Origin of the sequence: Lentilactobacillus curieae (assembly GCF_000785105.2) — a bacterium.
GTDB lineage: Bacteria > Bacillota > Bacilli > Lactobacillales > Lactobacillaceae > Lentilactobacillus > Lentilactobacillus curieae.
The window spans coordinates 522,776-543,276 of record NZ_CP018906.1 but is presented as its reverse complement, the minus strand read 5'-3'; the positions used below and the strand labels follow the sequence as shown (position 1 = coordinate 543,276).

13 protein-coding genes are annotated in these 20,501 nt (G+C 39.2%); 9 read left to right on the top strand and 4 right to left on the bottom strand.

Going from position 1 to position 20,501, the window contains the following annotated elements; genetic code table 11:
• Positions 1-67: 67 nt before the first annotated feature.
• The 4 genes from uidA (at position 68) to PL11_RS02705 (ending at position 7,541) form a co-directional block, all read left to right on the top strand.
• Entirely contained in the window at positions 68-1,861 is a 1,794-nt protein-coding gene (gene uidA / locus PL11_RS02720; protein ID WP_035166189.1) for a beta-glucuronidase, read from the top strand.
• Positions 1,862-1,894: 33 nt separating this feature from the next.
• Positions 1,895-4,438 (top strand): glycosyl hydrolase, encoded by a 2,544-nt coding sequence (locus PL11_RS02715; protein ID WP_035166188.1) that lies wholly within the window; start codon positions 1,895-1,897, stop codon positions 4,436-4,438.
• A 32-nt stretch (positions 4,439-4,470) separates the two neighbouring features.
• Complete coding sequence (locus tag PL11_RS02710) at positions 4,471-4,833, top strand: hypothetical protein (RefSeq protein WP_035166186.1); 363 nt, start codon at positions 4,471-4,473, stop codon at positions 4,831-4,833.
• Between the two features lie 86 nt (positions 4,834-4,919).
• Positions 4,920-7,541 (top strand): family 78 glycoside hydrolase catalytic domain, encoded by a 2,622-nt coding sequence (locus PL11_RS02705; protein WP_035166184.1) that lies wholly within the window; start codon positions 4,920-4,922, stop codon positions 7,539-7,541.
• A 301-nt stretch (positions 7,542-7,842) separates the two neighbouring features.
• Here the strand turns inward: PL11_RS02705 and PL11_RS02700 are convergent, their stop codons facing one another.
• Together PL11_RS02700 and PL11_RS02695 are read right to left on the bottom strand one after the other, a co-directional pair.
• Positions 7,843-9,252: a sugar porter family MFS transporter gene (locus PL11_RS02700; protein WP_035166182.1), complete on the bottom strand. Its 1,410-nt coding sequence runs from the start codon at positions 9,250-9,252 to the stop codon at positions 7,843-7,845.
• Between the two features lie 299 nt (positions 9,253-9,551).
• Positions 9,552-10,568: a sugar kinase gene (locus tag PL11_RS02695; RefSeq protein WP_035166179.1), complete on the bottom strand. Its 1,017-nt coding sequence runs from the start codon at positions 10,566-10,568 to the stop codon at positions 9,552-9,554.
• 181 nt (positions 10,569-10,749) lie between these two features.
• Here PL11_RS02695 and PL11_RS02690 point away from each other — a divergent pair, with 181 nt between their 5' ends.
• The 3 genes from PL11_RS02690 to uxaC all read left to right on the top strand — a co-directional run bounded on the left by PL11_RS02690 (position 10,750) and on the right by uxaC (position 14,525).
• Positions 10,750-11,388 (top strand): bifunctional 2-keto-4-hydroxyglutarate aldolase/2-keto-3-deoxy-6-phosphogluconate aldolase, encoded by a 639-nt coding sequence (locus tag PL11_RS02690; protein ID WP_035166178.1) that lies wholly within the window; start codon positions 10,750-10,752, stop codon positions 11,386-11,388.
• A 90-nt stretch (positions 11,389-11,478) separates the two neighbouring features.
• Positions 11,479-13,089 carry a mannitol dehydrogenase family protein gene (locus PL11_RS02685; RefSeq protein WP_035166176.1) on the top strand — a complete coding sequence of 537 codons (1,611 nt, stop codon included), beginning with the start codon at positions 11,479-11,481 and terminating at the stop codon, positions 13,087-13,089.
• 17 nt (positions 13,090-13,106) lie between these two features.
• Entirely contained in the window at positions 13,107-14,525 is a 1,419-nt protein-coding gene (uxaC, locus tag PL11_RS02680) for a glucuronate isomerase (RefSeq protein WP_035166175.1), read from the top strand.
• Between the two features lie 517 nt (positions 14,526-15,042).
• Here uxaC and PL11_RS02675 read toward each other — a convergent pair.
• Complete coding sequence (locus PL11_RS02675; protein WP_035166174.1) at positions 15,043-16,365, bottom strand: sensor histidine kinase; 1,323 nt, start codon at positions 16,363-16,365, stop codon at positions 15,043-15,045.
• 2 nt (positions 16,366-16,367) lie between these two features.
• Positions 16,368-17,054, bottom strand: a complete 687-nt coding sequence (locus PL11_RS02670; protein WP_035166173.1) for a response regulator transcription factor — start codon at positions 17,052-17,054, stop codon at positions 16,368-16,370.
• Between the two features lie 184 nt (positions 17,055-17,238).
• On the opposite strand from PL11_RS02670, the gene PL11_RS02665 reads away from it, so the two are divergent.
• Both PL11_RS02665 and PL11_RS02660 read left to right on the top strand, forming a co-directional pair.
• The gene (locus PL11_RS02665) at positions 17,239-19,461 is read left to right on the top strand and encodes a glycosyltransferase family 39 protein (protein WP_035166172.1); all 2,223 of its coding nucleotides are present in this window, start codon (positions 17,239-17,241) and stop codon (positions 19,459-19,461) included.
• Positions 19,462-19,473: 12 nt separating this feature from the next.
• Positions 19,474-20,484: a glycosyltransferase family 2 protein gene (locus PL11_RS02660; protein WP_052127717.1), complete on the top strand. Its 1,011-nt coding sequence runs from the start codon at positions 19,474-19,476 to the stop codon at positions 20,482-20,484.
• The last annotated feature ends 17 nt before the right edge of the window (positions 20,485-20,501 follow it).

The window sequence follows — 20,501 nt, the reverse complement described above, 5'->3', positions numbered from 1 at the left end:
TTTTGCTAGTACAATAAAAGTTAAAGAGAAAGCGCTTACCTAATTTGATTTGGAGGATACAACAATTATGGAAACAAGTTTACTTTACCCAGAATTAAATGAATATCGCTACGACCGCAAGCTTGATGGTCTTTGGAACTTCAAGTTTGATCCAAAACAGGTCGGTAATCAAGAAGATTGGACTAAGGGATTTCACGATGGCACCAAGATGCCGGTTCCTGCCAGTTTTAATGACTTTTTTACTGATAAGGAATCTCGTGAATATGCTGGAGACTTTTGGTATTCAACCAAATTTTTCATTCCAAGTGACCTAGCTGACAAACAAGTTGGGATTCGGTTTGGTGCTGCAACCCACCGGGCAACTGTTTATGTTAACGGCCAAGAAATTCGTAGTCATGAAGGTGGCTTTCTACCATTCACCGCTGATATTACGTCTGCAGCAAAGTTTGGTGCAGATAACGTTGTTTCGATTAAAATCAACAATGAATTACATCGCGATGCTCTTCCTGCAGGGGATACGATCACCCTTGAAAATGGTAAGAAGATGGTAAAACCATTTTTTGACTTTTATAATTACTCAGGTTTGAACAGAAGTGTTCACTTAATTGCAACTCCAAAGGTAGCTGTTAGTGACTACTCAACTACATTTGAACTAGGTAATAATTCAGCTAAAGTCAATTATTCAGTAGAAATTACTGGTGATGCAGACGTTAAGGTTAGTCTAGCTGATGAAGAGGGCAATGAAGTAGCAACTGCCACTGGTAAATCTGGTAGCTTAGAAGTTACTAATCCTAAGTTATGGAATGTTAGAGACGCATATTTGTACACAATCAAAATTCAGCTAGTCGATGGTGATCAAATTGTGGATGAATATTCTGATGAAATTGGAATTCGAACAATCGAAATCAAAGGCCACGAGATTTTAGTTAATGGTAAATCTGTATACCTTAAAGGATTTGGCCGCCACGAGGATAGTATTTTCTCTGGCCGTGCATTTGATCTTAACGTTGAAAGAAAAGACGTTGAGTTGATGAAGTGGACTGATGCTAACTCATTTAGAACTTCACATTACCCATATGATGAAGAAGCATACCGCTTTGCTGACCGTGAAGGATTCTTAGTGATTGATGAAGTTCCTGCGGTTGGATTTAAGATGGCAGCCGCTAGTTTCTTAGGTGGATTGAACGCATCATTCTTTGATGGTGATTGGACTGAAGAATTGCAAAAGAAGCATTTGGAACAAATTCACGATATGATTTTACGTGACAAGAACCATCCATCAGTATTTGCTTGGAGCTTGTTTAACGAACCTGATACTGTAACTGATTCAGCCGTGCCATACTTTGCCAAAGTCTTTGAAGAAACTAAAGACTTAGACCCACAACACCGTGGTCGGACATTCACTCTTAGTGAAGATGATACTTACGAAGCATCAAAATGTAAGCAATTCCCAGACCTATACCTTCTTAACCGTTATCCAGGTTGGTATCACAAGTGGGGATTTGAAATCTCAGATGGTGAAGCTGGATTAAGACGTGAGATGGATCAGTGGAAGAATTCAGATATTGATAAGCCACTAGTATACACGGAATACGGTGCTGATACTGAACCAGGACTTCATAAATTGCCTTCAATCATGTGGAGTGAAGAGTATCAAGTTGAAGTTCTAGAAATGTTTGGCCGAGTGTTTGATTCATATGACTTCATTCGTGGTGAACAAGTTTGGAACTTCGCTGATTTCCAAACTGTTGAAGGAAATATGCGGGTGAACGGTAACAAGAAGGGTATCTTTACAAGAGATCGCCAGCCAAAAGCAGCAGCTTTCTTCTTAAAGAAGCGTTGGGAAAAACTAGGCGACTAAAAGCCTAAACATAATTCAATTGGAGGGATTACATTGAATAGTACCAGTTTTACGATTGATGCAAGCGAGTTGTTAACAACCTCGGATGCTAATACCTTTAAGGGATTTGGCTACATCAACTGTAACAATTCATCAAGATTGTTGATGGACTACAAATATGAACATCCAGAAAGTTATCAACAAATTCTAGCTACCTTATTTGGTGGTAAGCACCCAGTAATGCGAATGCTCAAAGTAGAACTGGGTGACGATGCTAATACCTCGTCTGGTACAGAACCAGCTCCAGTTAGATCCATTGATGGTGAAGCGAATGTTAAACGTGGGGCAGGCTATCAGCTAATTGCTGATGTAAAACGAATCCAACCTGATATCAAAACAGCCTTATTACGCTGGGGTGAACCAGGATTTTTAAGGCCGTTTTGGACAGAGGTTAAGAGTTCGGATCACGACAACCGAGTACCTGAGTCTGCTTATGAACCAATGTACCAATATTACAAGAAAACAATTGTTGCGGCTTATGAAACTTACGGGTTTGTGTTTGACTATGTGAATCCAGATCGTAATGAAAATAAGCACCCAATGTATAAGTGGACAAAGTGGTTTGCAGACCGAATTAAGAGTGACATAGATTTTCCCAATGGTTTTCCGGTGGATGAATATCATGCGATTAAAATTATCGCTGCCGATCAGAACTACGAGACTGACTTTGGGGATGCTATGGTAGCGGATGCAGAACTCAGAGATAAAGTAACTGCTGCTGGTTTCCACTATAATACTGACGACAGTCCAGATAACTCGTTTACGAAACTTGCTGATGAGTATCATAAGGAAGTTTGGTATAGCGAAGGAATTGCGCCAATGACCTTTGGCAAGTATCGAGTCAAAGCAAGTAACGGTGATGGAATCGGTGGCAAGCAGTCAGGGCTGGATGTTGCCAACCGAGTAATCAAAAGTTACGTAAAGTCGCGGCGTAGTTTGTATCTGTTCCAACCTGCCGTTTCGGCCTATTATCCAGGGGTTAACTACAGTCACAAAGAGCTAATTTCTGCCAGCCGTCCATGGTCAGGAGAGTTTGATGTAGACAACGTTGGACTTCAAATTATCAAGCACTTTACTGACTTTGCCAAAACCGGCTGGGAAGATTGCGGCGCTTGGCGGATTCTAACTAGTGCTTCTGATAGCCAAGTTGGCGGAACGGAAAATCTGACCGAAGATACCTTCAAGCCAAGTTACTTAACCCTAATGTCTCCAGACAAGCAAGATTATTCGGTGATTTTTGTTAATGACGGTCCTGCTGGCCGTGAGTACGAAATCTCACTAAAAAATATTCCGGAAAAAGATTTAGATGTTTGGGAAAGCCAGGGACCTAAGAGTGCAGAAGAAGATTATGATGCTAATCTAAAGCGGCTACGAGAGACGATTGATTTTGCAGATGTAGTTAAGGTGTTCGTACCAGCTCATAGTATTGTGACTGCCACGACGTTAAAATTAGCTGACGATAATGAAGTTAAGTATCAACGAATTACTTCTGGTAAAGATGAGAAGGTCTTAGTCCAAGATGTACGAACAAATTTGTTGTACTCTGATGACTTTAGTTATTCAGATTATCCTGCTGACTATCTAAGCCGCCGAGGAGGGACTCCAAGGTTTACTACCGACCAGGGCGGTGCTTTTGAAGTCGTTCAGACCCCAGAAGGAAACGTTCTGCAGCAAATGATTACCGAAAAGGAACGAGCATTAGACTGGGAATACTCATACGCCCCTAACTTTACTTTGGGGGATGACCACTGGACAGATTACAGTGTCAAGTTGGACTTCCAGTTTGATAACCAGACAATTCAAAACACTGCTTATGGTAACTACATCGGGATTGGTCTGTACGAAATGACTGATGTCAAGGGGAGATTGGAAAGTGCCCCTTATGTATTCAAGCTTTATACTGACGGGTCTTATCAACTACTTAAGGATGATCAAGTTGTTAATTTAGGTTACGTGGATGGTTTGGATTTAGATGCTCATCATATCGTTGAGTTTACGATTGTTGACGGGATTCTGTATTCAAAAGTAGACGATAAAGTGCTATTTAAGTACGTTGATGACGAAAATATTCACTACAGTGGTCGAATTAAGATTGGAACTGGTTTTTACAATACTAAAATTCATAAAATCACTGTTATAAGTATCTCTGGCGGTGTCACGGTCACTAAGACTCGCCTAGATGACTTAGATGATCAGATTATTTACGGCGGAAACTGGAATCACGTTTGTGGCCTTGGAAACACCATCTGGAATCGTTCTTTGTCTTCAGCTCAGGGCGATGGTGAGAATAACTTCAAATTCGAATTTGACGGAACTGGCTTTTCACTAATTGGAAAGCAAAACCGCAGATCATATTTAAAGGTGTTCATTGATGGACGGGTTGTTTTACCGAGTGTTGCCAGCCAAAAGGGTGCTGATAAGTCAGAAGTGCTGATTATCCATGACCTACCATATGGTCACCATGAAGTTAGGGTGGTGGTAACAAAGGGCAAGTTTACCCTGGATGCAGTGGATATTAGTGATGATTTAAGAAAATAACCTAGTGAGTATGAAAGAAGGAACTTTTTACATTGGCAGATTCAATTATTGTATACAACCAACCAGACCAGAACATGTTTAATGTCTCAAAGAGCGATGATTTTTCAAACCTTGACTTAACGGAAATTGGACTGAGTGATAACGCTAATCTTAGTAATCTAGTTAATCAAGAAACATTTGCCTTGGTGTATAACGGCACCGAGTGGGAAAGCCAGACCTACATGCAATGGGAAGACTTAAGAATTAATGAAGCATTAAAAGATGTGAAGGGTCAGTATTCACAACCAACTCAAGATATTCTTACTCAGTTTGTTGCCAGTATGGATATTAAGTACCAAGGTAAGAAGTCGTGGGTAGAGTTATTAAATGAACTCGGAAAGGCGATTGAAAAGTAAAACAATGATTTACGATTAAAAACGGTATCGGAGTGCCTTTTTTTATTGGAATAATTAAAAGCGCTTACAGGAAGGACACTAAACAAATGAAGAAGATGTATTTAGCAGTATTATCGTTTGCAATTGCGTTGACCTTTGGCTCACTAACGTTGCTAGCTAGCGAAAATAAAGTTAATGTGACTAATCAAAAGATTAATTTAATGAACAAACCATTGGGAGTTGATCAATCAAAAGAACCAACGTTTTCTTGGGCGATGACCGATAACCAAAACAACAGTAAACAGACTGCCTACAAAATTAGTATTTACCATGAAGGTTCAAATTCCCCTGTTGTGGAAACTGGATGGACCCAGTCAGATAATTCTACAGGAGTTCATGTTGCCCAAGTTAGCCAACTTAAAGACAATGATTTATACAGTTGGACAGTTCAGGTTAAAGATAATCATGGGAATACCAGTGGACCATCAAATAAGCAAAGTTTTACCACTAAAACCGACTGGCAGAGTAAAAACTCAATCTGGTCACTAAAAAATAATTCTGGAGTGGACGCGAACTTTGTGTTTGCAAGAAAACGATTGAATATCAACAATCCAGAAAAGATTGAGAAAGCTGTGGTTAGTGTTGCAGCCAAAAACAATCAAGAAACCCGCCAATTCGTTGATTCGTTTTACGTGAACGGAAAATTTGTCGGTGAAGGTCCAGCTAGAAATAATGGCAATACTTACTATTACAATAACTATGACATCACTAATAATCTGCGTAAGGGTAAGAATGTTATTGGAGCACTGAATTATTCGTTATTGGATTCTGGTTTCTTAGCCCAAATGACGGTCTACTATAAAGATGGAACTAAAAAAATAATGACTAATAGTGGGGTGAAAAATTCTGGATGGCAAGTTTACGATGGAACCAAAGCGTTTGGTGATAATGGCAAGGATAATTTAGGAACTTTTTACTTCAAAGCAGCACCTCAAAATATTAATCAAAAATATTTCCCTAACAATTGGACTAACCCTAAAAACACTTCTAATAAGGGATGGAAGACGCCAACAAGCCACGGTAATTATTTAGTATCAAGTGATCAACAGCTTGAAAGCTACCCAGTAGATAATGTTCAACGTAAGGTTGTTCGTCCTCAATCAATTAAGAAATTAGCTAATGGCCACTATCTGATTGATATGGGTAAAGAGATTGTCGGTAGTTTTGGATTAAGCAATTTAAATGTTAAATCAGATAGAACTGCTGAAATTAGATATGGTGAGGAACTTGATGGTAACTCAGTCAAATGGAGAATGCGGACTACCAATAATTATGGTGAGTTTTGGAGCTTCCTTAAAGGTAAGCAGACGGTTGAAAATACTGATTTGCTAACTTATAGGTATGTAGAAATTTCTAATTTACCAGCAGATTTGAAGACAAACAATGTTGAAGGACTAGCCCTTCAACAAGAATTTAATGATGAAGCATCGAACTTTAAATCTTCAGATAGTGCAATGAATAAGGAATATGAATTATCCAAGTACTCAATTAAAGCTACTAACCAAGATTTGATGGTTGATTCTCAATCCCGTGAACGTGGGGTTTATGAGGGAGATACATTGATCAACTCACTATCTTCATACTCGGTAGATAATAACTACGCATTATCAGCTTTTAGTACTGAGTGGGGCATTAGTAATCCGACTTGGCCAGCAGAATATGGCTTCTTCTCAGTCATGAATGCTTGGAATGAATATTTATATACTGGTGATAAGACCTTATTATTAAAGGAATATGATGCGTTAAAGGCTAGTCGTAACGACTTATTTACACATGATATCGATGCGAACGGATTAGTTAGAGATGAAAACACGTCATCAAGCACTATGAATGCTGTGCTAGTCGATTGGCCACAATCCGAGCGTGATGACTATACATTTGGTAAATATGATACTGTTTTAAATGCCTTGGCATATGGTGCATATAGAGATATGTCCAAGATTGCTGACGCGGTTGGTAATCAAAGTGATAAAGCCGCATTTACTAAGTACGCGGACAATGTAAAATCAGGGATGATCAAAAATCTTTATGACAGCAAAAAAGGACAGTTTAAAGATTCAGAAGCAACTGACCACGCTTCTGAACATGCCCAAGCATTCCCACTAGCAATGGGAGTTTATGACACCCCTGAAATGGCTAAGAATTTAACTCAGAAGATTGATGCTCGTGGAGATGGATTCCATACCAGTATTTACGGAGCATACTTCGTTCTTCAAGGACTTTATAATGGTAACGATTCACAACAAGCAACTAAATTGTTGAATTCGACTGACATTAGGAGCTGGTTGCACGTTATTGATAACTTGCACTCAACAATTACTCCTGAGGCATGGGACCCATCATTGAAGCCTAACATGACGTTCTCTCATCCTTGGGGATCTGCTCCAGCAACTCAATTGATTCAAGGAATGTTTGGACTTAAACCAACTGCTCCTGGATACAAGACCTTTGATGTTAAAGTTCAACCAGGAAATGTTAATAGTGCTGCAATCAAAGTTCCGACTGCATCAGGAACAATTGAGGTCAGTTACCAAATGAGTGGAGATAAGCTTACGGCTAAGGTAACTGTTCCCGCAAATACTAAGGCAACGGTAATGTTACCAAAGGCAAATGGAACGGACTATACTAAGACCGAATTAGGTTCTGGAACTTATTCATTGAGTAATTAGTTATTTCCTAATCATATAACTAGTTTTAAAGAGTATTATCTAAACAAAAAAAAATCCAAGAGAGCGGTCAAGAAAGCATACGAATATGCCTCCTTGCCGCTCTCTTGGTTTTTTGTATTATAAAGTCAGTCCGTGTTGAATCGACAGCCTAAGCTACATGGATTAGCAAGCTCTCAGTGGTCGTTGCTGGGCAATCTAAGGTTAGTTTGGTAAGTGTCGGATAAGAAGGCTTCTTGCCTAAAAAATAGCGCGTTAGAAAAGCTATGGGCTTTCTAACGCGCTATTTTTTGCTTAATAGACTTTATTTTGACTCTTGAATTTCCTCTAGAGATTTTCCAGCAGTTTCTTTAAAGAAGAAGTGAATGAATAATCCCATGATGACACAGAAGATACCGAAAATTGCGAATGTCCAAACATCACCAAGGTTATCAAGCATCATTGGGAACAATTGGGTTACTGCGTATGTGGCACCCCAAAGAGCAAATGATGCGAGAGATGATGCACGACCACGAATCTTATTTGGAAGCATTTCTGAGATAAGAACCCAGGCACCGCCACCCCATGACATTTCGAAGAAACTAGTGTGGATGATGATCAGGGCAATGACGAAGATATCGAATGCCTTTGACATATCGCTTTGGCTGAAGCAGTAGGCTAGTAGGAACATACAAATTGCCATTCCGTAGCCACCCCATTTAAGAAGTCGCTTTCTACCGAGCTTGTCGATCATTCCCATGAAGAAGGCAACAAAGATAACTTTTACTAAACCAATTAAAACGGTTTCTACCATCGCAGCATCGGTACCTGCACCGGCATTTTTGAAAATAACTGGGGCATAGTAAGCAACGGCACTTACACCAGTTAATTGTTGGAAGATTGAACACATAATGGCGATGAACAAGGCCATTCGAGTTCCCTTTTTGATAATTTCTTTCCAGAAATTACCACTGTTATTTTCTTCTTTCAGTGAATCTTTAACACTTTCAACTTCATTGTTGATAGTTTGACTACTTTCATAAGAAACCCGAGTCATAATTTTACGAGCTTCTTCGTCTTGATGCTTACTAATTAAGTATCTTGGACTTTCAGGGATTAAGAATAGTAATCCAAAGAATAAAATTCCGGGGATGATTGCGGCCATGAACATCATGCGCCAGCCAACGTTTTGGTTCCATTCCATGGTGTGGGTGTTGGCAATCAAAGCATTAACTAGATAGACTATGAAAATTCCAGTTGCAACGGCAAGTTGATAACTACCAACCATTTTTCCACGAACATTCTTAGGAGAAATTTCTGCGATGTAAAGGGGAACTAATGTGGATACCATACCAATTCCTAGACCACCAAGAAGTCGTGATGCAATTAGAATTCCAACTGATGGTGCAACTGCACAGCCGACACCTGAAAGAGCAAAGAAAATTGCTGAAACAAACATCATCAATTTCCGACCAATCTTATCAGCAAGGTAACCTGCAATCAGGCAACCAACCATGGCTCCCAAAGGGATGCAGCCTGAGATAAAACCGAGCAGTCCACTGGACATTTTGAACGAGTGACCGATAAACGAAACTGCTCCTGACATGACACCTTGATCATAACCAAACAAGAGCCCACCAAGTGCTGCAACGAAAACGGTAAGCGTTAAATACTTGGGGTAAGCACGTTTGTGTTCCTTGCTAGACAAGGGCGTAGCGTTAGTTGTTGCTTTCATAATAATGCCTCCAAATAATGAATAAAATCAATAATTAATATATTAGTATTTCAATACAGATAAAGATTAGCACAAAAATTCACATTCTACAACAAAATATAAAGCGTTTTCAATAAAATTCGACCAAAAGAACCCCTTGATGTACTGAAATAGCAGCGTTTGTCTGCTTTAGATATTTTGTAAATTATTTTTAATTGTTTGTTAAAAATGTTGATTTATTCACAAAAACAATGAATACACACTAAAAAAGGCACCCCCAATAAGTTGAGGGTGCCAAGATTTGAAAAACTATTTCACTTTTAACGATTCATTGCTGAACCACCAGAAATAATGCTACTAATTTCTGATTCGGAAGCTAGGTTCCAGTCGCCACTAATTGTTAGCTTGTAGACACTAGCAGCAATTGCGAAGTTGATTTGTGCCTGTGGATCCATTCCATTCATCATTCCGTGGACTAAGCCCGCTCCGAATGCATCACCACCGGCAACACCTTCGTATACGTGCATATCGTAAGAACCACCTTGGTAAAACTTTCCGTCTGTATATAGAAGTGCTGTCCAAGTACTCTTTTCTACGGATAGGATGTTTCTAACTACAGTCCCAACTGTTTTAATGTTAGGGTATTGATTCTTTAATTCCTTCATTGCGTCTTCAAACGAAGCGATTTGGTTGATACCGTTTGTCATGTCACCGTCAAATGCCTTGATTCCAAAAGCTTGTTCAAAGTCCTCATCATGGGCTAACACAACTGAAACCTTTGGCAACATTTGCTTAGAAAATGCTTGAGCTTCTTCCACTGACCATAGTTTGCCACGATAGTTAGCATCATAAATCACTTCAATTCCGTGTGCATTACAGTAATTTGCTGCAGCAAGTGTTGCTTCTTGTAGTTCTTTTGAAAGGGCAGGGGTAATCCCTGATACATAGAAGTAATTAGTGTCACCTAAAATTTTGCTCCAATCATACTCATCGGCTTTTGATTCAGAAAAGGAACTAAATTTACGATCATAAACGACGTCAGTTCCCCGAACACTAGCACCTTTTTCAAAGAAATAAATTCCTATTCTATCTCCGCCACGAACGATATTTTTAGTATCAACGCCGATGCCACGCAGTTTTTGAATTCCCATATCACCTAGGGTGTTTTCAGGAAGCTTAGTTACGTACTGTGCGTTATCTCCTAATAGAGTAAGTGAAACGGCAACGTTAGATTCGGCACCGCCAAAACTTGCTTCAAATCTGTCACATTGGCTGATCCGCTTTGCCGATTCTGGCTTGAATCTCAACATTAATTCACCAAAGGATGTTAATTTCATAGTTTTCAATCTCCAATTTTTGTGATATTATGAGTGCGCTTACAAATATTGTATATTAATATATCAGTATGTCAAACGTACTTTAATTAAAGAAATAAATCAAATTAAAAGAATAGTTTGACATTAACTAATATATTAATATACTTAAGGTAACAAAAAAATTAAAGTGAGGGTGAACCTTTTGAAACGAGTAGAGATTCTTAACAATGTAAAAAAGGCTGGTGTCGTTGCTGTAGTTCGTGGCGATTCAAAAGAACAAGCGATTAAGACAGTTGATGCAATTGTCGAAGGTGGCGTTAAGGGAATTGAGTTAACGTTTACTGTTCCTAACGCTGACCAAGCAATTAGTGAATTAAACGAAAAGTATGCAGGAACTGATGTAATGGTTGGTGCTGGAACTGTATTGGATCCAGTATCAGCAAGAATTGCCATTATTGCTGGTGCCAAGTTTATTGTTAGCCCATCATTTAATGAAGAAGTTGCTAAAATTTCAAACCTTTATCAAATTCCATACATTCCAGGAACCTTTACAAATACTGAAATTCAACATGCTCTTGAATTTGGTGCTGACATTGTTAAGCTCTTCCCAGGAAGCATCGCACAACCAGGTGCAATTAAAGAAATTCACGGACCATTCCCATACGTTAGTGTTATGCCTTCAGGTGGCGTAAATGCAGACAACCTTGGCGAATGGAAAGAAGCCGGTGCTTTGATTGTCGGAGTTGGTGGTTCACTTAGTGCTCCAGCTGCAAAGGGTGATTATGCAGCAGTTACTGCTAATGCTAAAGAATTGATTTCTAAATGGAACAGTTTCGAATAAAAATTAAATAGCCGTTAGTTCGGCTATTTTTTAGCTTTTAAGTGAAATCGCTTACCAGTACAATGGTATTCAGGAGGATTAAATTCTAACATGGTAAAAATTACGGATAATTATATTAATAATCAAGCATTCGCGGACGCCGGAATCTCTGTTCCAGATTACGATGATACTAAGCTATCTGGAAAAACTCGTTGGGTTCATTTTGGTGGTGGAAACTTATTTAGGGCTTACCACGCCGCAGTGGCCGACAAATTGCTATCAATTGGTGATCTTGATGCCGGAGTTGTGGTAGCAGATACTCACAGTAAAGCTGTGATTGAAGATGTGTACAAACCCTTTAACAATAAAATATTGCGGGTAATTACAAAAGATGATGGAAATTTTGATAAGTCATTACTTGCTTCAGTTTCTGAGGCATTATATTTAACGCCTTCAGAAACAGATAATTGGAAAAAAATGAAGGGGATTTTCGAATCGCCTGAGTTACAGCTTGCATCATTTACCATTACTGAAAAGGGTTATGGTCTTTGGAAGTCAGATGGTGAGTTAACAGATGTTGTCAAAAAGGACATCGCTGATGGCCCCGATAGCCCTGTTAATAATATGGCAGGTTTAGCATCATTGATGTTTGCCCGTTTTAAAGCTGGAAAGTACCCGATGGCATTATTGAGTACCGATAACTTTTCACAAAATGGAGATAAGCTGAAGAAGAGTGTAGTTACGGTAGCTGAAGGCTGGGCTAAAAATGGTTTAGTTGATAGTGAGTTTGTTGACTACTTGAAGAACGATAAGTTAGTTAGCTTCCCACTATCAATGATTGACCGAATCACACCAAACCCTTCAGAAACGGTTGCTAAGAAATTGGCAAACGAAGGCTTTGAAGACTCTCAACTTATTTCAACTGGAAATACCGACTTTGCCGCATTTGCTAATACTGAAGAGGTTCATTACCTGGTTGTTGAGGACTCATTCCCTAATGGACGGCCATCATTTGAAAAAGCTGGGGTTATCATGACGGATAGAGATACTGTTAATGATGCCGATGAGATGAAGGTTACTACTTGTTTGAACCCATTGCATACTGCCTTAGCAGTTCATGGTGATTTACTAGGATTTGAATCAATTTCTGAAGAAGTTAAGGATGAAGATATGCTTAACTTGATAAAGCAAATTGGTTACGTCGAGGGCCTTCCGGTTGTTAAGGATCCTAAGGTTATCGATCCAAAGGACTTTATCGACCAACTATTAAACAAGCGATTACCAAATCCATACATTCCTGACAAGCCTCAACGGATTGCATCAGATACTTCACAAAAACTTGCTATCCGATATGGGGTAACCATTTCTCACTATTTAGATGCAAGTGACAGAAATGTTTCTGATCTTCACTTTATCCCACTTGTATTGGCAACTTGGTGCCGTTACTTAATGGCAATCGACGATAATGGTGAGGAGTTCACACCAAGTCCAGATCCATTGTTAACTGAACTTCAACCAAAGGTTTCGGACATCAAACTTGGTGAAGACGTTAATGTTCACGAACACTTGAAGGACATTTTGGCGAACAAGGCGATCTTTGGTCATGACTTGTATGAAATTGGTTTAGCTGATCAAGTTGAATCGTACTTTGCAAAACAAATTAGTGGTAAGGGTGCCGTTCGGGCAACATTAAAGGCCACTTTAGCAGAATTTTCTAAATAAAAGAGGAGATTTTAAAAATGTCATTATTGAACGATGATTTTCTATTAACTAATGATATGGCAAAAAAGCTTTTCCATGATCATGCTGAAAAAATGCCAATTATTGATTTTCATTGTCACTTGGAACCAAAAGAAATTTACGAAAACAAGAACTATGACAATATTACCCAGGTTTGGATCAATGAAGGAAACTTTGGGGACCATTATAAGTGGCGGTTAATGCGCGCCAACGGGGTCAAGGAAGACTTGATTACTGGTGATGGTGATGATTACGAAAAGTTCATTGCTTGGGCAAAAACAATCGAAAAAGCGTTCGGCAACCCACTCTATGAGTGGACGCACCTTGAGTTAAGACGTTTCTTCGGGATTGATGATGTTTTCAGTGAAAAGACAGCCCCAGCAATTTGGGAAAAGGCTAATAAAATGTTGGCAACTGAGGACTTCAAACCAAGAAACTTAATCAAGCGTTCTAATGTTGAAGTTGTTTGTACAACAGATGATCCTGCCTCAGACCTTAAGTATCACAAATTACTTAAGGAAGAAGAAAAGGAAAACGGATTTAAAGTATTGCCAGCAATGCGTCCAGACGCTGTGTTTAACCTAACTAGTGCTGGGTATGATGACTACCTGAAGCAGTTATCTGCAATTTCAGGTAAGGACATCAATTCATTTAAAGACTTGATGGCTGCTCTAGACCAAAGATTTGATTTCTTTGAAACCATGGGCGGTAGCTTATCAGACCATGGCTTGAATTTCTTCCGATTTAACAAGGCTAGTGATTCAGAAGTTGATGCAATTATCAAAAAGGCTCGTAATAACGAAGATTTGACTGAAACTGAAATTGATAAGTATCAAACGATGGTCGTTGAAGAGTTAATGAAACTGAATAAGAAGCACAACTGGACAATGCAATTCCATATGAATGTTATCCGTGATGCCAACAAGCCAATGCTTAAGGCATTTGGTAGTAACGGTGGGTTTGATTCGATGGGAACTCAAGCTGATATTGCAGATCAATTTATGAAGTTATTGATTGATATGCAATCAGAAAATGAATTGCCAAAGATGATTTTGTACTCACTTAATCCAAACGATTGGCTTCAATTAGCCAGTGGAATGGGTGACTTCCAACAAGATGGTGTTCAGAAGATTCAGTTAGGGGCTGCATGGTGGTTTAATGACACCTACACTGGAATGACCAACCAACTTACAACTATGGCAGAACAAAGCTTGTTATCAAACTTTGTTGGAATGTTAACGGATTCACGGAGTTTCTTATCGTATCCACGTCATGAGTACTTTAGACGAGTTCTATGTAATTTGATTGGAACCTGGGCAGAACGTGGTCAAGTTCCAGAAGATGAAGAATTATTGGGTAAGATGGTTGAAGATATTTCGTATAACAATGCACACGACTATTTCGGCTTTTACAAATAATATTGTGAGGACTTGGGGTATGAGGCCGCATACTCCATAAAAATTCCTTTCCTCATATAATAATTGCTGACACCCGCTGCTGGAGCGGGTGTTTTTGTGTAGAGTGTGAGTATAAGCGGGTGATTTCGAGGATTAAAGAAATAACGGCATTACGATTGAACTTTATCGTAGTGCCGTTATTATTTTAAACGTAGGAATCAGCTTATATGAACACGTTTAGGCAGTGTAGCCTACTAAGCGGAGAAAAATGAGCAACTGAACACGCTTTCGAAACACTTTATCGTAGTGCCGTTATTATTTTTAAACGGATAAGTCAGCTTCTACTCCAGAAAAGACCTCCATACGAAAAAATCTAGCCATCAAGTATTGGGACATACAAGAGATGGCTAGATTTCTTTGTGTGGAACTATGAATTATTGTGTATGATAATTCATACCTTAATGATACCATTTACTGTCAAATAGGCAATGACTGGTTGCGCACGATTAGACAATTTTTTTAAAATATGAATCAACGGTTATATCACTTTGACATGACTTTTAAGCGGAATTGAAACTTCAAATATTGCACCATTTGGTTGATTGTCCCTCACGGAAATTTTTCCGTGATGTTGGTCAACGATAAATGATGCAATTGCTAAACCGAGACCATTGCCACCGGTTTTACTATTTCTTGATTTATCAGTTCGGTAGAAACGCTCGAAAATCCGCTTTTTATCTGTATCTGGGATTCCCGGTCCATTATCGCTAACCTTAATCTTCAAGTTATCCTTAATTCGTTGAATATCAATGCCAATCTCACCTTCAGTTGGGGTGTACTTGATTCCGTTATCAATCAAAATTACTAACAGTTGGCGAATCAAGCCACCATCAAAAGCTCCAGATCCTGGAGTATCAATATTTACAGTTAGGTTTTTATTTTGGCTGGCAGCAACATCTTTGTATGGCCGAATTACCTCGGTAAAAAAGGTGTCTAGTTTTTGTGACTGCAAATTAACTTGGACAACATCTGCATCAGACCTAGACAACGTTAGGAGCCTATCGGTTAACGTTTGTAGCTGATTAACACTGTTGAGAGATGTGGAGATTTTCTCCGCTTGATCAACAACTTTATCATTGGGCTTAGTTAACAAGAACTCAAGCTGATTACGGATAATTGTTAGGGGAGTTCTCAATTCGTGTGCGGCATTAGCACTGAAGTCCCTTTGACGCCGCCATGATTTTAAGATTGGCTTCATGCTGGATTTTGAAAGGTAGTATGCAATACTAATTGCTAGAATCCAGAAAATAATAATTGTGATAAAGATTGCCTTTTGGAAGCTTTTTAGAGCCAGGAGATCAGCATCTATGTTTTCAACGATCATTGCATAGTTACCTGCATACAGGGCGTTTTCATTACTTTCAGGAACCTTTACTAATAATGTTCTAAAGTGGCTAGTAAAGTTTTTGGAACTGATTGTCATGTCATAAATTTTATCAGTCTGAGTTTTATCTAATTTTATACTCTTGATAAGTGAGTAGAAGTGGTCACCTAGCATTGGCTTGTTAATGATTGTGCCATCTTTATCAAAGATGATTGTTGATGATCTGAAAGGGCCACCTACAGATGGAGTAATCTTTGCCGTCCCCTTGTTAGGGTCAATTCTTATTGATGGTTGCGATTGGTTGGTTAGGATTTGGCTCCGCTGATTTTCCAAACCAATATCAACGTTTTGCATTACTGAATGTTGAAAAATTCCGAACACTGTAAATCCAAGCAAGATAAACAGTACGGCAAAGGCAATCAGTTCCTTAACAAAGAAGGTTCGCTGCTGTTTTTGCTGAGGGTCATTTTTTGCCAATCCTATTCCTCCGTTTCAAAAATGTAACCAACGTTTCTGATGGTTTTGATGGGTTGAATTTCCGCTACTTGCTTGATCTTCTTTCTCAAATTACTCATATAAACTTCAATTACTGATAGAGCAGTATCTGAGTCGAATCCCCATAAACGGTCAAAAATTTGATCTTTGGTAATAATGGTGCCGGGATTTTGCAAGAAGTAAACTAATAAATCATATTCTTTACCGTTCAGTTCAAGGTTAGTGCCATTAACCTTGACTGTGCGGTTTTTTAAGTTGGCACTAAATGGTTCAACGGTTAGTTGATTTTCATCACCGATTCGTCCAGAACGCTTAAGTAGCGCTTTTACACGTAATAATAATTCTTCTCTGTGAAATGGTTTAGTGAGGTAGTCATCTGCCCCTAATTGAAAGCCGTGGACCTTATCATCTAGAGTGTCCTTGGCAGTCAAGATTAATACGGGCATATCCAACTTATCATCGGTCCGCCATTTTTTCAGTATTTCAAAGCCATTTATTTCAGGCAACATTAGGTCAAGTACAACTAGGTCATAAATACCGTCTTCTCCTAGCATTTGGCCTTCAAAGCCGTCGTAACTAACTGTTACCTTACCAAGGTCGTCTAAAAATAGTTTAAGACTTTTTGCGAGATCTTCATCGTCTTCGATTACTAGAATGTTTAAGTCGTTCAATGTGGTACCTCCAGGTGTATCAGTAATATTTAATAGTTAATTGAATTTATTCAGTGTACGGATTGAAATGGATTTGGTCAAATTAATTTGCAATATTTTGATAATTAATAATATTTAAGGTTGGCTTATGGTGAGTTAATTATGATTAATAAATACTTACACTTTAATTATTTAGGAGATAAAAATGCAATATAGTAAAGCACCCCAGCGAAAAAAATTTGACTGGGTTTTAACAGCAATTATAGCACTTGCACTATTTTTATACGGATGGCAATGCTGGAAAGCGGGAAATGCTAACTCGTTTTATACATCCGCAATTAAGAGTATGACAATGAGCTTCAAGAATTTCTTCTTTGCCAGTTTTGATCCTGCAGGGTACATCACAGTAGATAAACCGCCAGTTGCACTTTGGTTTATGGCAATCAGTGCTAAAATATTTGGCCTCCATGGATGGAGCATTGTTCTTCCGTCAATATTGTTTAGTACCGGTTCCGTATTTTTGATTTATAAGCTGGTAACTCCGCACTTTGGAAGAAACGCAGGGCGGATGGCAGCATTAATCATGACGCTTACACCGATTGTGGTTGCCAACGCACGGACTAATAACATGGATGCAACATTGATGTTCTTCTTGTTATTGGCTCTCTGGTTTTTGGACAAAGCGGTTCAGACAAGCAAAACTCGTTGGCTACTGATTAGTTTTGGACTTGTCGGAATTGGATTTAATATCAAGATGCTTCAAGCATTTATGATCTTGCCAGCGATGTATTTCTTCTACTGGATTGCTGGTCATGAAAGTTGGAAACAAAAAATTATCAAGACACTTTTGGCCACGCTGTCACTAGCTGTCTTTACGTTGGCTTTGCCGATCACTATTGATTCAATCCCGGCATCACAGCGTCCATATATCGGTGGGTCTCAACATAATTCAGAGTTAGAACTCGCGTTTGGATATAACGGTACTCAAAGACTTACGGGACAATCTGGTGGCGGTGGTGGTGCCATGCCAAGTGGGGGTAAACACAAGCAACCTAAGGGAATTCCCTCCGGTGTTAAGAAGAAGCTCAGTGGGGAAAAAATGAAAGCACCAAAGATGGGCGGAGCCGGTAAAAAAGGTGGCGGTGGTGGCGCATTTAACATTGGAACTGCCGGACCATTCCGCCTATTTCAAAAAGAACTAGGACCACAAATTAGTTGGCTATTGCCGATGGCAATTATCGGATTGATGTTTAGTCTGTTTGCATATAAAGACCGACGTCGTCGGTGGTATGAACTATCCGAACAGCAAAAGAATCTGTTGATGTGGGCAGGCTGGTTAGTTCCGGTTTATGGATTCTTTTCAATTGCGGGATTCTTTCACCCATACTACATGATAATGTTGGCACCTCCAATTGCCGTCATGGCTGGTGTTGGGGTCACTAAGTTAATTTCGGGGATCCGAAAATCCGGAATAATGAGTATTTCTGGTCTTACGTTGGTTGTTGGCGTTATCTTAACTGGAATTCTTCAGTTGTGGTATGCCTATGAATATTATCCACGTTGGACAGGCATTTTATTTGGACTGATTATCCTATTGGCAGTCGCCTTAGTTGTACTAAGAAACCATCAGAAACTGATTCGTTACGGTAGTATTGCCGCCATAATCGGAATCATGGTGATTCCAACATGGTGGTCATTGACACCAACAATTGCAGCTGAATCCGCCGGAATTCCTAGTGCTGGACCTGATTTATTATCCAATAAACAAGGAGCTACCGGAATGGGTGGCGGAGATATGGGTAACCAGCTCAACACCAAATTGCTGAACTATTTGGAAAAGAATCAGGATGGTGCTAAATATTTATTCGCCACTAGTAGTTCTCAATCAGCAGCACCATACATTATTAAGACTGGAAAACCAGTGATGGCAATGGGCGGCTTCCAAGGATCCGATCCGGCCATTACCTTAAAGGAGTTAAAGCAGCTCGTTAAGTCAGGCCAACTTAAGTATTTTTACGGTGGTGGAATGATGGGTGGTCAAGGATCAAGTAGTAGTGAGAATAGCAAAATCATAAGCTGGGTCAAGAAAAATGGTAAGAAAGTTGCAAGTTCAGAATATCTGGATAAGACAAGCAAAAATAACCAACCTGGGCAGGTTAGTCAAACTAGAAAATCACGTAGTACCAACAAATCTAAAGCTAGTGGACAAATGCCCAATAGACCTAATAAATCATCAAAGCAAGGACCTGGGTTTAAAGGCAAGGGTAAGCCAGGTAAGAATTTAAAACAAAATCCAAATCCAAAACAAAAAGCAACTGGAAAACAAACTTCAAATTCGAAGCCAAAGCAAGGAATGAAACAGCCGCAAGGACCAATGGGCGGTGGCAATCAAGAGACTTTGTACGACTTGTCAGGAATTTATAAATAAAGGAGGAAGGCAATGGTAGAAAAAGCAGATTTAGTTTCAATTGTTCTTCCTGTATTTAATGAAGAAGAGCTAATTGCAACCACCATCAATAAACTAGAAAAATATGTGGAAACAAGAAACGAAAGATTTGAACTAATTTTTGTTAACGATGGTTCAAGTGATAGAACTGTCCAGATAATTAAACATCATGCGTCTAGAAAGCCAAATATTAAGTTAGTTAATTTCTCAAGAAATTTTGGCCACCAATTAGCCATCACCGCGGGAATTAGATACACATCCGGTAGTGCCGTTGTGGTAATGGATGCGGATCTACAGGACTCACCTGAAATTATTTCAAAAATGATTTCAATGTGGCAACAGGGATACGACGTTGTGTACGGTCAACGGGTTGCAAGGGCGGGTGAAAGCAAGTTTAAGAAGTTCACAGCGGCAACATTTTATCGTTTGTTAGATCGAATTACTTCAATTGAAATTCCAGTAGATACTGGTGATTTTAGACTTATGGATAGAAAGGTAGTCGATGTGTTGACCTCGATGGACGAACCAGAACCCTTTGTTAGGGGGATGGTAAGTTGGGTTGGCTTCAAGCAAGCAGCTGTTCGCTATGAAAGACAGGAGCGAATTGCCGGTGAAACCAAGTATCCTTTGAAGAAAATGTTTAAATTAGCAATGGATGGCATTACTTCGTTTTCTAATTTTCCTCTTAAGTTGATCAGCATCATTGGTTCCGGTTTATTTGGAATTGGGGTTGCTTTAATCTTAGGGTGCTTGATCTTTAGTTTTAGTGATGTTGATATTTTAGCAAGCGTTGTCGTTGCAATGGCTGGTGCAGTTATTACTTCAGTTGGCGTTCTTGGGTCCTATATTTATCGGACATTCGTTGCATCAAGGAAACGACCACTATATGTAGTGGAGTCAGCGGTTGGATTTACAGAAACCGTTAGTCAGCCAAACTCAGCACGGACTGGTTCAGTTGTTAGGTTTAAAGTTGCTAACAGAGATTCTCAAAGCAATCCAACTTAATGGGAAAGATAATTTAT